Annotated in this window: 14 protein-coding genes and 1 tRNA gene; 7 read left to right on the top strand and 8 right to left on the bottom strand. The window is 67.8% G+C overall.

All coding sequences use genetic code 11. The features are described from left to right. Positions 1–15: 15 nt before the first annotated feature. The gene (locus DCD74_RS06755; protein WP_112926640.1) at positions 16–489 is read right to left on the bottom strand and encodes an NDR1/HIN1-like protein; all 474 of its coding nucleotides are present in this window, start codon (positions 487–489) and stop codon (positions 16–18) included. A gap of 106 nt (positions 490–595) precedes the next feature. Further along, positions 596–671 (bottom strand) — tRNA-Phe (locus DCD74_RS06750). A 160-nt stretch (positions 672–831) separates the two neighbouring features. Here DCD74_RS06750 and DCD74_RS06745 point away from each other — a divergent pair. Further along, the gene (locus tag DCD74_RS06745; RefSeq protein WP_112926639.1) at positions 832–1,266 is read left to right on the top strand and encodes a DUF6491 family protein; all 435 of its coding nucleotides are present in this window, start codon (positions 832–834) and stop codon (positions 1,264–1,266) included. On the opposite strand, the gene DCD74_RS06740 is transcribed toward DCD74_RS06745, so the two are convergent. From DCD74_RS06740 to ftsY, 4 genes are read right to left on the bottom strand one after another with little or no spacing between them, the layout of a single operon-like run. Continuing rightward, positions 1,248–1,517 carry an oxidative damage protection protein gene (locus tag DCD74_RS06740; protein WP_112926638.1) on the bottom strand — a complete coding sequence of 90 codons (270 nt, stop codon included), beginning with the start codon at positions 1,515–1,517 and terminating at the stop codon, positions 1,248–1,250. The genes DCD74_RS06745 and DCD74_RS06740 overlap by 19 nt on opposite strands. Next, positions 1,514–2,569 (bottom strand): A/G-specific adenine glycosylase, encoded by a 1,056-nt coding sequence (mutY, locus tag DCD74_RS06735; protein WP_112927716.1) that lies wholly within the window; start codon positions 2,567–2,569, stop codon positions 1,514–1,516. The genes DCD74_RS06740 and mutY overlap by 4 nt, the downstream gene beginning before the upstream one ends. A gap of 59 nt (positions 2,570–2,628) precedes the next feature. Continuing rightward, positions 2,629–3,933 carry an AsmA family protein gene (locus DCD74_RS06730; RefSeq protein ID WP_112926637.1) on the bottom strand — a complete coding sequence of 435 codons (1,305 nt, stop codon included), beginning with the start codon at positions 3,931–3,933 and terminating at the stop codon, positions 2,629–2,631. Further along, entirely contained in the window at positions 3,930–5,159 is a 1,230-nt protein-coding gene (gene ftsY, locus DCD74_RS06725; protein WP_112927714.1) for a signal recognition particle-docking protein FtsY, read from the bottom strand. The genes DCD74_RS06730 and ftsY overlap by 4 nt, the downstream gene beginning before the upstream one ends. Between ftsY and rsmD the strand changes: the two genes are divergently transcribed. The 5 genes from rsmD to ggt are packed head-to-tail and all read left to right on the top strand — an operon-like array spanning position 5,109 to position 8,806. After that, positions 5,109–5,690 carry a 16S rRNA (guanine(966)-N(2))-methyltransferase RsmD gene (rsmD, locus tag DCD74_RS12925; protein WP_112927715.1) on the top strand — a complete coding sequence of 194 codons (582 nt, stop codon included), beginning with the start codon at positions 5,109–5,111 and terminating at the stop codon, positions 5,688–5,690. The genes ftsY and rsmD overlap by 51 nt on opposite strands. A gap of 55 nt (positions 5,691–5,745) precedes the next feature. Continuing rightward, entirely contained in the window at positions 5,746–6,249 is a 504-nt protein-coding gene (coaD, locus tag DCD74_RS06715) for a pantetheine-phosphate adenylyltransferase (RefSeq protein WP_112926636.1), read from the top strand. A gap of 16 nt (positions 6,250–6,265) precedes the next feature. Then, complete coding sequence (locus DCD74_RS06710; protein WP_112926635.1) at positions 6,266–6,763, top strand: hypothetical protein; 498 nt, start codon at positions 6,266–6,268, stop codon at positions 6,761–6,763. A 46-nt stretch (positions 6,764–6,809) separates the two neighbouring features. Continuing rightward, positions 6,810–7,061 (top strand): YfhL family 4Fe-4S dicluster ferredoxin, encoded by a 252-nt coding sequence (locus tag DCD74_RS06705; RefSeq protein WP_112926634.1) that lies wholly within the window; start codon positions 6,810–6,812, stop codon positions 7,059–7,061. After that, positions 7,058–8,806, top strand: a complete 1,749-nt coding sequence (gene ggt, locus DCD74_RS06700) for a gamma-glutamyltransferase (RefSeq protein ID WP_112926633.1) — start codon at positions 7,058–7,060, stop codon at positions 8,804–8,806. The genes DCD74_RS06705 and ggt overlap by 4 nt, the downstream gene beginning before the upstream one ends. 78 nt (positions 8,807–8,884) lie before the next feature. Here the strand turns inward: ggt and DCD74_RS06695 are convergent, their stop codons facing one another. Next, positions 8,885–9,424, bottom strand: a complete 540-nt coding sequence (locus DCD74_RS06695) for a peroxiredoxin (RefSeq protein ID WP_112926632.1) — start codon at positions 9,422–9,424, stop codon at positions 8,885–8,887. 115 nt (positions 9,425–9,539) lie between these two features. On the opposite strand from DCD74_RS06695, the gene DCD74_RS06690 reads away from it, so the two are divergent. Next, complete coding sequence (locus DCD74_RS06690) at positions 9,540–10,430, top strand: MBL fold metallo-hydrolase (protein WP_112926631.1); 891 nt, start codon at positions 9,540–9,542, stop codon at positions 10,428–10,430. Between the two features lie 39 nt (positions 10,431–10,469). On the opposite strand, the gene DCD74_RS06685 is transcribed toward DCD74_RS06690, so the two are convergent. Further along, the gene (locus DCD74_RS06685) at positions 10,470–12,788 is read right to left on the bottom strand and encodes a TonB-dependent receptor plug domain-containing protein (protein ID WP_112927713.1); all 2,319 of its coding nucleotides are present in this window, start codon (positions 12,786–12,788) and stop codon (positions 10,470–10,472) included. Positions 12,789–12,979 lie beyond the last annotated feature (191 nt).

Raw genomic sequence — 12,979 nt, 5'->3', positions numbered from 1 at the left:
TGTGGAAGTCGGAAATCAGCGCAGCACGCCGGGCAGGCCGGGCGCCGGGCTCAACGCGCTGTCGCGGGAGATGTCGAAGTCGCGGACCTTGCCGGCATCGGGCGTGGCCGAGACCGTGCCCTTGAGCGTGTAGGCGACGCCGTGGCCGCCGGCCAGCGCATCGGCGACCTGCAGGCGCGCGGCGGCGCTCGGGGTGAGGGCGATGTCGATGACGTCGGCGGATTCCGGCGCGATGGTCAACGCCGGCAATGCGCTGAGGCGGCCAGCATCGGCGCCACCGACGACCACGGCCAGGTCCACGCGGTCGAATCGCATCGCCACGCTGCTGTAATTCTGCAGGCGGACGCGGACCTGCCAGCCGCCGCGCGCGTCCACCGTGAGTTGCTGGATGCTGGCCGCGGGCTCGGAGACGCGCTTGCCGCCGGTGCTGGCACAGGCCGTGAGAAGGAAGGCGAGGAGGAGCAACAGGCCGCTGCGCAGGGTCTTCATCGGTCCATTCCGTAGGGGATGGAGGCAGGATAACGCGGTAGCGCGGAAGTCCGGAAAACAAAAAGGCCGCCAATGGCGACCTTTGTTTCGACGTAACCCTGCGCAGTGGTGGCCGGGGAGGGAATCGAACCCCCGACACGGGGATTTTCAATCCCCTGCTCTACCAACTGAGCTACCCGGCCAAGTGCGCCGGGTCACGCGAGCCGGCCATCTTACGGATGAACAGGCCTCCGGGCAAGCGGCGGCGGGCTTAACGGGCGGGGAATGCCGGACCGGCCAATGTGCTCGGGGTACGCCGTGGGCGCGATGATCGGGCTTCGGCCCACCCATGGAGGCAGCACGATGAAACGCATCCAGACCTTTGCCGTGCCGATGCTGGCGCTGCTGGCCATGACGGCCTGCGCCACGACGCGCGAATCCGATGCCGACAAACTGACCCGCTACACGGCGTTCGCGGGCCCGCCGGTCGCCAGCATCCGCTACGGCAGTGCCGGGAGCCAGGGTTTCGATGTCGTCGACGACCGCCACGTCGTGCTCGACGTACGCCCGCGCGAGGCCTACCTCCTGCGTATCGACGGGCCTTGCCTGGCGTACGAACGCGGCTCGCCGACGCTTGGCATCAGCTCGCAGTTCGGGCGCATCAGCGCCGGCTTCGACCGGGTGACGGTGGCCTCGCAGCGGGGCATGAGCTGCATCATCGGCCAGATCCGCCCGGTGGACCTGAGGGCGATGCGCGCCGCGGAAAAGGCCTCGGCCGCTCAGCCTTCCGGCACGTAACCGGCAGGCGCTTCGGCGCCGCCACCGAACAGGAACTTCGCCATCTCGGTTTCGAGGAAGGCGCGGTGCTCCGGGTTCATCGGTGACAGGCGGTTTTCGTTGATCAGCATGGTCTGGTGCGCCAGCCATGCGGCCCATGCCGGCTTGCCGATGCCGGCGAACACGCGCTTGCCCATCTCGCCGGGCCACGGCACGAAGTCCAGGCCTTCGGTTTCGCGCTGCTCGCGCTGGCAGAACACGGTGCGACTCATGGGATGTCCTCTTCAATCAGGCGGCGCACCGGGGCGGGAATGCCAAGCGTGGCCAGTTCCCCGCGCATGACCCAGCGCAGGTCGTCATTGTCGCCGAGCCGTGTCTTCGCCGCGACGCCGTCGAACAGCTGCGGGTGGATGCGCAGGCGGAAATGGGTGAAGACGTGTTCGACCGGCGGCAAAGCGCTGGACGAAGCCGCATCCCCCATCTCCGCATGCAGTTGGGCGATGCAGGCGGCTTCATCGGCGCTCGCTACTTCCGGCAGCGACCACAGCGAGGCCCAGATGCCGGTCGCCGGGCGACGCTGCAGCAGCGTGCGGCCTTCGTCATCGCGCAACCAGACCATGCGGGTTTCGCGTTGCGGGATGGTTTTCTTCGGGCGTGGCGAAGGCAGCGCGGCGGTGCGCCCTTCGCGATGGGCGACGCAACTCTCCGCCAGCGGGCAATCGCCGCAGCGCGGGCGGCTGCGCGTGCACAGTGTCGCGCCCAGGTCCATCTGCGCCTGCGTGTAGTCGGCCATCCGCGCGCGCGTGACCGATGTGCGCGGCAGCGAGGCTTCGGCGATCGCCCACAGCCGCTTTTCCACCGCCGGCAAACCGGGCCAGCCTTCGATGCCGTGCAGCCGCGCCAGCACGCGCTTGACGTTGCCGTCGAGGATCGCGAACGGCTCGCCCCAGGCCTGCGCCAGGATCGCCGCCGCCGTGCTGCGGCCGATGCCGGGCAGGGCGTGCAGTGCATCGAAATCACGCGGTAATTCGCCGCCGTGGTGTTCCACGCAGCGCTTCGCGGCGGCATGCAGGTTGCGTGCGCGGCTGTAGTAGCCGAGTCCCGACCACAGGGCGAGTACGGTGTCCGGCGACGCGGCGGCCAACGCCGGCAGGTCGGGCAGCACATCGATAAAACGCTGGAAATACGGGATGACCGTGGCGACCTGGGTCTGCTGCAGCATGATTTCCGACAGCCACACGCGGTAGGGCGTGCGCGGCTGTGTCCACGGCAGGTCGTGGCGGCCGTGGGTGTCGAACCAGTCCAGCAGGCGTGGCGCGTACAGCGCGCAGGTGTCGGGGGTGGATGTGGCTTCGTCACGCGGTTTCGCGCGTTTGGCGGCGCTCACTTCTTCGTGTCCGCGGGCGGGATCGCCGGGTCCTCGAAGTCGACTTCCACACCTTCAAGCTGCGCGCCGGCGATGTCGAGGCGCGGCGTAACCAGGTGGCCGTCGAGCGGCGGCAGCGGCGATGCGGTCGCGGCGATCTCGCGCCAGGCCAGCACGTCGCGCACGCGCAGCTGGCCATCGAAGCGGGTGGCGTCGCGCTGCAGCTCGAACGCCACCACATCGCTGAAATCCAGTGCGCCGGCATAGTCGAGCGAGAACGGCAACGGCGAGCGCGATGCCGACAAGGGCTTCGGCAGCACCGGCCAGGCTTCGGGCCATGCGTGGATCCGGCCTGCCAACGACAATGCCAGGCGATGGCTGGCGTGCAGCGCACCGTGTCCGTCCAGATCCGGCACCACGCCTTCGCCGCGCAGCGCCAACGCCAACGCGGGCCAATCGAGGCCGTCCTTCGAGATGCGTGCCGGGCCGAACGCGCCGATCACGAACGGCAGCGGTTCGCCGCCGCCTTCGTAACGTGCGCGCGCACCCAGCTTGGCCGGTTGCAGCCGGAGGCCGTCATCGCCCCAGTGCATCGGCGCGGACAGGCGCAGGTGCATCGGCAGCTTCCAGTCGCGCGCGGTCGGGGTGACATCGCCGGCGAGCCCAAGCGCGGCGGAGGTGTCCGGCTTCGACAGCGCGATGTGCAGGTCGAAGGGCAGCTGCATCGCCTCGGCCTCGTAGCGCCCCGCCACGCGTGCGGCCAGCGGTTTGTCCGGCGCGAAGTAGGGCAGGTCGATGCCGACATCGGCCATCTTCCAGCCTTCGCCCAGCAGCTGGCCGCGATGGACCCGCAGGCCGCGGGTGAGGGTGGGCAGTCGCTGCATCGCGCTGGGCGGGCGGGTGCGGCGCCAGTCGGCGAGCGCGCTCAGGTCGAGCACGGGCGCATCCAGTTCCACGCGCTGGATGTCCAATTGGCGGCCGCGGCTTTTCAGCGTGCTCCACGGCAGCGACAGCAGGATGCGTTCGGCCTTCAGCATTTCGCGCGTGGCGCCGGGCTGGCGCGCATGCACGCCGCGCACCACCAGGGTCGGCGTGCCGCGCAGCTGGAGTTCGGGTTCGCCGTCGGCGGCGATCTCCAGCCCGAGCGACTTGCCGGCCTGCTGCAGGATGAAATGCGTGGCCACGGCCGGTTGCAGGGCGTAGCGGATGCCGAGTGCCAGCAAGGCGAGCAGCGCCGCCAGGACGAGCAGGGCGATGAGGAACCCGCGCGCCCACCGGCGCTTGCGCGGCGCCGGCGTGGACGCGGGGCTGTCCGTGTTCACTGCCCGAGCGAAGCCGGCAGCAGCGCGTCGACGAAGGCTTCGGGGTCGAACACGCGCAGGTCTTCGGGGCGCTCGCCGATGCCGGCGTAGCGGATCGGGATGCCGAATTCCCGCGCCAGCGCGAACACCACGCCGCCCTTCGCGGTGCCATCGAGCTTGGTCACCACCAGCCCGGTCACCGGCACCTTGCTGTTGAACGCGCGCACCTGCGAGATCGCGTTCTGGCCGGTGGTGCCGTCGATCACCATCAGGATCTCGTGCGGGATGCCGGCGCCGTGCTTGCCCAGCACGCGCACGATCTTGCCGAGCTCGTCCATCAGGCCTGCCTGCGTGTGCAGGCGGCCGGCGGTGTCGGCGATCAGCACCTGCGTGCCGCGCGATTTCGCCGAGGCGTAGGCGTCGAAGGCGACGGCGGCGGCATCGGCGTCCTGGCCCTGCGCCACCACCTGCACCCCGTTGCGCTCGCCCCAGGCCTGGAGTTGGGCGACGGCGGCGGCGCGGAAGGTATCGCCGGCGGCGAGCATCAGGCTGCGGCCGTCATCGCGGAACTTGCGCGCGAGCTTGCCGATGGTGGTGGTCTTGCCGACGCCGTTCACCCCGATGGTGACGATGACGAAGGGCTTGGCGGTGCCGTCGATCAGCAGCGGCTGCGCGACCGGGCGCAGCAGCGCGACCAGGTCCTCGCGCAGGGCGGCGAGCAGCGCCTGGGCATCGGCGAATTCGCGGCGGCCCATGCGCGTGTGCAGGTCGTCCACCAGCGCGGCGGTCGCCTTGACGCCGACGTCTGCGGTCAGCAGCGCGGTCTCGATTTCTTCCAGCAGGTCATCGTCGAGCTTGGGATTGCGCGAGAACAACCCGCCCAGCGAGCGCGCCATGCCGCTGCCCTTGAGCCGCTCGCGCCAACCGGGCTTGCCCGGCGTGGCGGCCGGCGCGGCATGCGCGTAGTCGTCGATGGCGGGTTCGGAAGTCGTGACCGGAGCGGGCGCCTCGACCACCGGCTCGACCGGGGCGGGGGCGGCCTCCGAAGCTTCGATACGCGGTGTTTCGAGGGCGGGCGCGGCGGGCGATTCGGCCGGTTTTTCGCCTTCCTCGAGCTTCTTGCGCCAAAACCAGTTAACCATGCGGGGGGCGATGTCGGAGAATGCGGGGATGGTATCACCGGGGTTCAAGATCCAATGACGAAGGCCAGGGGCCGCGCCGGCAGCGTGCGCATCATCGGCGGGCATTGGCGCGGGACGCGCCTGCCGGTGGCCGACCTCGACGGCCTGCGTCCGACCGCCGACCGTGTCCGCGAAACGCTGTTCAACTGGTTGATGCCGGTGCTGCCCGGTGCGCGCGTGCTCGACCTGTTCGCCGGCAGCGGCGCACTGGGCTTCGAGGCGCTCTCGCGCGGCGCCGCGGCGGCGACGCTGGTCGAACGCGAAACCGGCCCGGCCACCGCCCTGCGCGAAGTCGCCGCACGCCTGCCGGGCGGGGAGGCCGCCGAGATCGTGCGGATGGATGCGATCAGCTGGCTCACGCAGGCCGCCCGCGAAGGCCGGCGCTACGACATCGCCTTCATCGACCCCCCGTTTGCCGGCGAACTCTGGCAGCCGGCCATCGAGGCCGTCGCGCCGCTGATGGCGGACGATGCCTGGCTGTACGTGGAGATGCCGGTGCGTGGCGTCGCCACCACCCTGCCTGAGGGTTGGCGGCTGCATCGCGAGGCCCGCACCCGCGAGGTCGCCTGCCAGCTGTGGCGTCGCGGGCCAGCCTGAGCCACGCCGGGCGGGCCGCTGATACACTCGCAGCAATATCCGTTCCAGTACCCGCATGACCACGCCACGCCAGCGGATCGCCATCTATCCAGGCACCTTCGACCCGATCACCTCGGGGCATGTCGATCTGGTCCACCGGGCGGCGGCGCTGTTCGAGCGGCTGGTGGTCGGCGTGGCCCGCAGCTCCGGCAAGGGGCCGGGCATGTCCCTGGAGCAGCGCGTCGGGCTGGCACGGGAATCGCTGGGCGACGTGCCTAACGTCGAGGTGCGCGGCTTCGACACGCTGCTGGCGCACTTCGTGACCGAAGTGGGCGCCGGCATCCTCATCCGCGGCCTGCGCGCGGTTTCCGACTTCGAGTACGAGTTCCAGCTGGCCAGCATGAACCGTCACCTCATCCCCGAGGTGGAAACGCTGTTCCTGACGCCGGCCGAGGAATTCGGCTTCATCTCATCTTCGCTGGTGCGCGAAATCTCCCGTCTAGGCGGGGATGTTTCGGCTTTCGTGCCGCCAGCGGTGGCCGCCGCGCTGCAGGCCGAAAGGCAGCGTCAATCCGTATGAACACCCGGGGGAACCCATGAGCAACACCAACCGCATCCTGCTGGCCGCCTGCCTCGCGGCGCTTTCGCTCTCCGCCTGCAAGAAGGAAGAGGCCGCCCCGGCCGCCGCCGTGGCCGAAGCCCCGGTCGCCGTGCCGTCCGGCGAGGACAAGGCCGCATGGCAGCCCTACCTGGGCTCGGTGGCGAAGGCGAACATGGACGGCGTGACCAACGCCCCGTACGCGTACTTCCTGCCGGGCGAATCCAGCGCCGACTTCAAGGGCGAGTACGACCGCCTGCTGGAGCGCGTCCAGCTCGACCTCTCGCGCGGCATCATCGAAGGCAACATGCTGCTGTTCGGGTCGCCGGCGCGCACCAAGCTGGCCGACCTGGTCATCGAAGGCTTCAAGGACGCCAAGCCGGGCACGATGAAGAACGTCAAGGTCGTCTTCGTGGGCGATCCGGCCGACAAGGACCGCGTCCAGGCCGCCGTCGCGCCGTCGGGCGTGAACTTCGTCTTCGTGTCGTCCAAGTAAGCGCGATGCCGCCGCGCCCGTCCACCGGCGGGCGCGGCCGCCCCCGATGTCCCTGAAGATCCTCGACACGTGCATCAACTGCGACGTCTGCGAACCGGCCTGCCCGAACCAGGCGATTTCGCAGGGCGAAACCGTGTACGTCATCAACCCGGCGCTGTGTACCGAATGCGTCGGCCATTACGACGAGCCGCAGTGCGTGGTGGTCTGCCCGGTCGAATGCATCGAGCTGGACCCGGAGCACGTTGAAACCGAAGACCAGTTGCTGGCCAAGCTGCGCCAGCTGGAGCAGGCTGCATGACGATGTCGAAGCTGCTGTTGAAGCGGGCGTGGCTGGCGTTCGCGCTGGTGTTTGTATTCGTGGGGGCCGAGGCGCGCGAGACGCCGCGCCATGCGCGCCCCGATGGCGCGGCGATCGCCTCCGCGCACGCGCTGGCCACCGATGCCGGCTTCGAAATCCTCGACAAGGGCGGCAATGCCTTCGACGCGGCGGTGGCGGTGTCTTCCACGCTGTCGGTGGTGGAGCCGATCAGTTCCGGGCTCGGCGGCGGCGGCTTCTTCCTGCTGCACGACGAGAAGAGCGGGCGCGATGTCTTCATCGATGCGCGCGAGACCTCGCCGGCCAGCGCGACACCCGAGGCCTACCTCGACAACAAGGGTGAGCTCGATCGCGACCGCGCCACCAACGGGCCGTGGTCGGCGGGCATTCCCGGCCTGCCGGCGGCGCTGGTGCACATGGCCGAGCGCTACGGAAAACTGCCGCTCGCCACTTCGCTGCAGCCGGCGATCCGCATCGCCCGCGACGGCTACCCGATGTATGGCCGGCTGGTGCGCGGCTACGACGAACGCCGCGAGGTGATGGAGCGTTACCCCGGCACCCGCGAGGTCTTCCTCAAAAATGGCAAGCCGTTGGCGGAAGGCGAACTGCTGCGCCAGCCGGAACTCGCGCGCACGCTGCAGCTGCTGGCGGACAAGGGTTTCGACGGCTTCTATCGCGGCCAGACCGCACGCCGCATCCTCGACGCGGTGAAACAGGAAGGCGGGCGCTGGACGGCCGACGAACTGTCCGGCTATCGGGTCAAGGAACGCGCGCCGATCCGCTTCGACTATCGCGGCTGGAAGATCGTGACCGCGCCGCCGCCGTCATCCGGCGGGATCGCGTTGGCCGAGATGCTGCAGATGCTCGCGCCGTGGGATTTGACCAAGATGGACGAGGCCACCCGCGTGCATCTGGTGGTGGAAGCGATGCGTCGCGCCTACCACGACCGCACCTTCTATCTGGGCGATCCCGATTTCGTGAAAGTGCCGCAGGCCACGCTCACTTCGCCGCTGTACGCGGCCGGCCTGCGCAGCACCATCAACCCGTTGAAGGCGACGCCGAGCGAGCTGCTGCCGGGCACGCCGACGCCGTTCGACGAACATCCGGAAACCACGCATTTCTCGATCATCGACGGCGAGGGCAACCGCGTCGGTGGCACCCAGACAGTGAACCTGCTGTACGGCTCGGGGCTCATCCCGCCCGGCACCGGCGTGCTGCTCAACAACGAGATGGACGACTTCGCGCTCAAGCCCGGCACGCCCAATGCGTTCGGCGTGATGGGCTACGACGCCAACGCGCCGCAGCCGGGCAAGCGCATGTTGAGTTCGATGACGCCGACCTTCATGGAGTCCGGCGACCGCATCACCGTGCTCGGCACGCCGGGCGGCAGCCGCATCATCACCATGGTGCTGCTCGGCATCCTGGGCTACGACGCGGGGCTGGATGCACAGCAGGTGGCGGCATTGCCGCGCTATCACCACCAGTGGATGCCGGATTCCATCGGCATCGAGAAGGACGCGCTGCCCGCGGACACCGTGGCCAAGCTCCGCGCGATGGGCCATGCCGTCACCGTGCCGGGCGAAAAGGCCGGCGAGCGTTCATCGGATGCCTGGGGCAACCTGCAGACGGTGGAATGGAATCTTTCGACCGGCCGGTTGAGTGCAGGCAGCGATCCGCGCAACCCGGTCGGCAAGGGCGAGGTGCGCGCGAAGGCGGCGGCACACTGACCGCATCGACATCGACATGCACGAATGAAAACGGCCGGGGATTCCCGGCCGTTGTTGTTTGGCGATGCGGAGAAGCTTTCAGCCGCGCGGATTCGCCTTCATCCACGCCAGCACATTTTCCGGCTTGCTCTCGCCGTAGGGATCCTCGTCGCTGCCGTCGTCGTTGATGCCGGGCTCGACGAACATCGCGCGGACCACGCCGTCATCGATCACCGCGGCATAGCGCCAGCTTCGTTGCCCGAAACCGAGATGGTCCTTGTCGATCAGCATGCCCATGCGGCGGGTGAACTTGCCGGAGCCGTCCGGCAGCATCTTCACCTTGCCGATGTCGAGGTGCTTGCCCCACTGGTACATCACGAAAGCGTCGTTGACCGAGAGGCAGTGCACGTCGTCGGCGCCGGCCGCGCATAGCGCGTCGAATTCGCGTTCGAAGGCCGGGCACTGTTCGGTGGTGCAGGTGGGCGTGAACGCGCCGGGCAGGGCGAACAGCACGTGTCGGCCCTTCGCGAAGACATCGCCGGTGGACACGTCCTGCCAACGGAACGGGTTGTCGCCGCCGATGGATTCATCGCGCACGCGGGTTTTCAGGACCACGTCGGGTACTGGCTGGCCGATCATCGTTTTCTCCTGTGGGATGCAGGCAGGCATTGGGCCACGCGCGATCTTAAGGACGCGTCGAGACGCGGGCGTAGAATCGGGCCTACGTCATGGATGCAGCAGCGGGAGTGGTGCGATGAAACTCTGGTCGATCCTCGGCAACTCGCAGAAACTCGACGGCGGCGCGATGTTCGGCAACGCCCCGCGCGAGATGTGGCGCAAGTGGATCCCCGCCGACGAGCTCAACCGCATCCCGCTGGCCTGCCGCGCATTGCTGGCCACTCCGCTCAACGGCAGGACGGTGCTGTTCGAAACCGGCATCGGCAGCTTCTTCGAACCCAAGCTGCGCGAACGCTACGGCGTGCAGGAAGACCGCCATGTGCTGTTGGATTCCCTGCGCGAGGCCGGTTTCGGCCACGAGGACATCGATGTCGTGGTGCTCTCGCATCTGCATTTCGACCATGCCGGCGGCCTGCTGTCGCCGTGGGCCGAAGGCGAGGCGCCGAAGCTGCTGTTCCCCAACGCCACCTTCGTGGTCAGCCGGGGCTGCTGGGAACGCGCGCAGGACCCGCACCCGCGCGACCGTGCCAGCTTCATCCCCGGCCTCAACGAACTGCTGCAGGCGAGCGGACGGCTGGAGATCGTCGACGGCGCGCACAGCCGCGTACTGGGGGATGCGGTGCGTTTCCACTACAGCCATGGCCACACGCCGGGGTTGATGCTGGCCGAGATCGTGGGGCCCGAGCATGTCGATGGCGAGGCGCACGGCGGCGTGGTGTTCTGCGCCGACCTGATTCCAGGCCGGCCCTGGGTGCATGTGCCGATCACCATGGGCTACGACCGCAACGCCGAACTGCTGATCGACGAGAAGCGCGATTTCCTCGATGACATGCGTGCACGCAACGTGCATCTGTTCTTCACCCACGACCCGGCGTGTGCGCTGGCGCAGGTGACACGCGACGACAAGGGTCGCTTCGGAACCGCGCACGAAGTGGCGGAACTCAGGTCGCGGCCGCTGGCGGCGTGACGCGGGAACCGGCATCGCGCCGGTTCCCTTCAAGCAGGATCAGAACGCCCAGCGCATGACCAGCTGGTAGCTGGGGCCAGCCTTCTCGGTTTCCAGTTCGTACTCGTCGTAATCGCGGCCAAGCTGGTCGCCGAGATTGTCGAACTTGTGGAAGAACTCGTCCTTCGACGCATCCAGCAGGTTGGCGGCGCTCAGGCGCACCGACAGCGTCTTGCCGAAGCGCTTCTCGACGAACATCTCCAGGTCCTCGCCGTAACGCACGGTCACTTCCTCGGCCAGGATGCGGCTGAAGGACGCGCTCTGCTTGCGGTAGGTCGCACCGAAGCTCGCGGCCCACGACGGCAGGTCCTGGATGAAGCCGACGTTGAACACGCTGCGCGCCTGGTCGTTGAAGCGGCGCTCGCCCATGAAGTCGGTGATCCTGCTGTTGAGCCACGAATAGTTGAGGAACACGCCGGTATTGGGCATGCCGATCGCGGTCAGCGGCGTGGACAGGTCCAGCTCCACGCCATAGACCTTGCCGTTGCCGATGTTGCCGGAGGTGAACAGCCAGCTCTCTGGCTTGAAGGCGAAGTCGGCGGCGGTCTTGCCCGGGTTGGCCTTGAGAAACTTCTTCAGGTCCTTGGCATAGCTGTCGTGCGCGTCCTCGCTCCATTCGCCGGTGTTGACCAGTTCGATCAGGTTCTTCACGTCGCGGTAGAACACGTTGATGCCGGCGATGCCCTGGCGGCCCATTCGGCGTTCGAAGCCCATGTCCACGCCGTTGGCGGTTTCCGGCGCCAGCAGCGGGTTGCCCTTGTAATCGTTGTCACCGAACTCGCCATCGAGCACGGCCGGGATCAACTCGTTGAAGTTGGGGCGCTTGATGCTGCGCGCCAGCGACAGGCTGAGGCGCGTCGCGTCGGTCAGGTCCCACTTGAGGTGCATCGAGGGCAGCAGCACCTTGTAGTCGCGGCGTGCGGCGCCTTCCAGCACGCCGTCCTCGCTGTGGTCGATGTCGGCGCGGGTGGTTTCGTAGCGCAGGCCGGCTTCCCAGGCGAAGCGTTCGCCCTTGCCGGAGAACATCAGGTAGGGGTCCAGCCGCACTTCGGCGATGCGCGAACCCACGCTGCCATCATCCGCATACACCACCGGGTCGCCTTCATTGTTGGCTTCCCAGGCGAAGTTGCGGTAGGTCACGTCGCGCTTCTTGCGGCGGTAGTCCACGCCGAATTCCATCTCGCTCGTGCCCAGCGGACGCTGGTGCGACACGGTGAAGCTGGTTTCGCCGTCCTTCGCGTCCACCGATGAAGCCTCGGCTTCGGAGGCATCCCAGTCGCCGTTGACGTATTCGTGCTTCTCCTCGCTCTCGGCGCTGCTGTCCTCGAAGCGCGCGTGGCCCACTTCGAAGCGCGTGGTGCCGCCGGCCATGCCGAAGCGGTAGTCGAGGCCCAGTCCCCAGTTCTTCTGGTCGATGGGGTTCAGGCCCGGCACGTTGGATTCGATGACATCGCCGCCGTCGTATTCCACTTCGTGCGAGACCTCCTTCACGTCGCGCCTGGTCTTGACGAAGAAGCCGTCGATGCCGAGGCGTCCGCTTTCGCCCACATGCGCGTTGTAGGACAAGTTGCCGGAATAGTCGCGGCCATCCTTCACTTCGAACTGGTCTTCCCAGCTCAACAGCTCCTTCATCGACGGATCGGCGAAGCGGTCGGAGCGCTTGTCCTTGGCGCGGTAGCGGTCCTGCACGTTGATGCCAGCCAGGATGCGGCCGCCGAGTGCATCCATGCTGGTCACCGCGCCGAAGGTCGGGTTCACTTCGCCATCAAACCAGCGGTTGGCACCGATGCGTAGATAGCTGCCATCGAACTTGTATGCGTCGCGCAGGACGATGTTGATCGCGCCGGCCATCGCGTCACCGGAACGGTTGGCGCTGTTGCTGCGCAGGATCTCGATGTGGTCGACCATTTCCGCCGGGATGCGGTCCACCCAGAACGAACGGTCGTCGCCCGCGCCCGGCACCTTGCGGCCGTTGATCTGCACCTGCGTGTAGCCGGCGGCCATGCCGCGCATCATCACGCCATCGAACTCCATGACGTCGGAGCCGACGAAGGTCACGCCCGGCACGCGCTTGAGCATGTCGCCCACGGTGTTGGGCTCGAAACGCTGGAAGTATTCCAGGTCGTAACTCAGTACCGGCTCGATGTCGTTGGTGCGGTCACGGTAGGTGATCTCGCCCTGGACCACGACCGCGTCTAGTTGCTTGGGATCGGTGGAGGCGCCATCCGGCGCAGCCTGCTGCGCGAACGTGGTGGCCGGCAGCAGCGCGGCGCAGCACAGCGCCCTCGACAGACCCAGGGCCAAGGCGTGGTGTTTCATGTATTGCATCCCCATGACGAAACAAAGCAGGGATTTGTAGGCCTGTCGCATGGCGGAAACATGACACTGCGATGCAGATGCGATGACAGTCATGCAATGCGCGGATTGACACGAAACCGTCAAGCAACGGTCGTATATCTCTGCGGTTTGTTGAATGCGCGAGCGCCGGGGAATACGTGAAACCACATTGC

It is taken from the genome of Lysobacter oculi (genome assembly GCF_003293695.1).
GTDB classification, from domain to species: Bacteria; Pseudomonadota; Gammaproteobacteria; order Xanthomonadales; family Xanthomonadaceae; genus Solilutibacter; species Solilutibacter oculi.
This window is presented reverse-complemented; position numbering and strand designations above follow the sequence as displayed.

Excerpts from the sequence above, each read along its gene's own strand:
- DCD74_RS06755 (WP_112926640.1), bottom strand. The coding sequence starts at position 489 with ATGAAGACCCTGCGCAGCGGCCTGTTGCTCCTCCTCGCCTTCCTTCTC.
- DCD74_RS06745 (WP_112926639.1), top strand. The coding sequence starts at position 832 with ATGAAACGCATCCAGACCTTTGCCGTGCCGATGCTGGCGCTGCTGGCC.
- DCD74_RS06740 (WP_112926638.1), bottom strand. The coding sequence starts at position 1,517 with ATGAGTCGCACCGTGTTCTGCCAGCGCGAGCAGCGCGAAACCGAAGGC.
- rsmD (WP_112927715.1), top strand. The coding sequence starts at position 5,109 with ATGACGAAGGCCAGGGGCCGCGCCGGCAGCGTGCGCATCATCGGCGGG.
- ftsY (WP_112927714.1), bottom strand. The coding sequence starts at position 5,159 with ATGCCCGCCGATGATGCGCACGCTGCCGGCGCGGCCCCTGGCCTTCGT.
- coaD (WP_112926636.1), top strand. The coding sequence starts at position 5,746 with ATGACCACGCCACGCCAGCGGATCGCCATCTATCCAGGCACCTTCGAC.
- DCD74_RS06710 (WP_112926635.1), top strand. The coding sequence starts at position 6,266 with ATGAGCAACACCAACCGCATCCTGCTGGCCGCCTGCCTCGCGGCGCTT.
- DCD74_RS06705 (WP_112926634.1), top strand. The coding sequence starts at position 6,810 with ATGTCCCTGAAGATCCTCGACACGTGCATCAACTGCGACGTCTGCGAA.
- ggt (WP_112926633.1), top strand. The coding sequence starts at position 7,058 with ATGACGATGTCGAAGCTGCTGTTGAAGCGGGCGTGGCTGGCGTTCGCG.
- DCD74_RS06695 (WP_112926632.1), bottom strand. The coding sequence starts at position 9,424 with ATGATCGGCCAGCCAGTACCCGACGTGGTCCTGAAAACCCGCGTGCGC.
- DCD74_RS06690 (WP_112926631.1), top strand. The coding sequence starts at position 9,540 with ATGAAACTCTGGTCGATCCTCGGCAACTCGCAGAAACTCGACGGCGGC.
- DCD74_RS06685 (WP_112927713.1), bottom strand. The coding sequence starts at position 12,788 with ATGAAACACCACGCCTTGGCCCTGGGTCTGTCGAGGGCGCTGTGCTGC.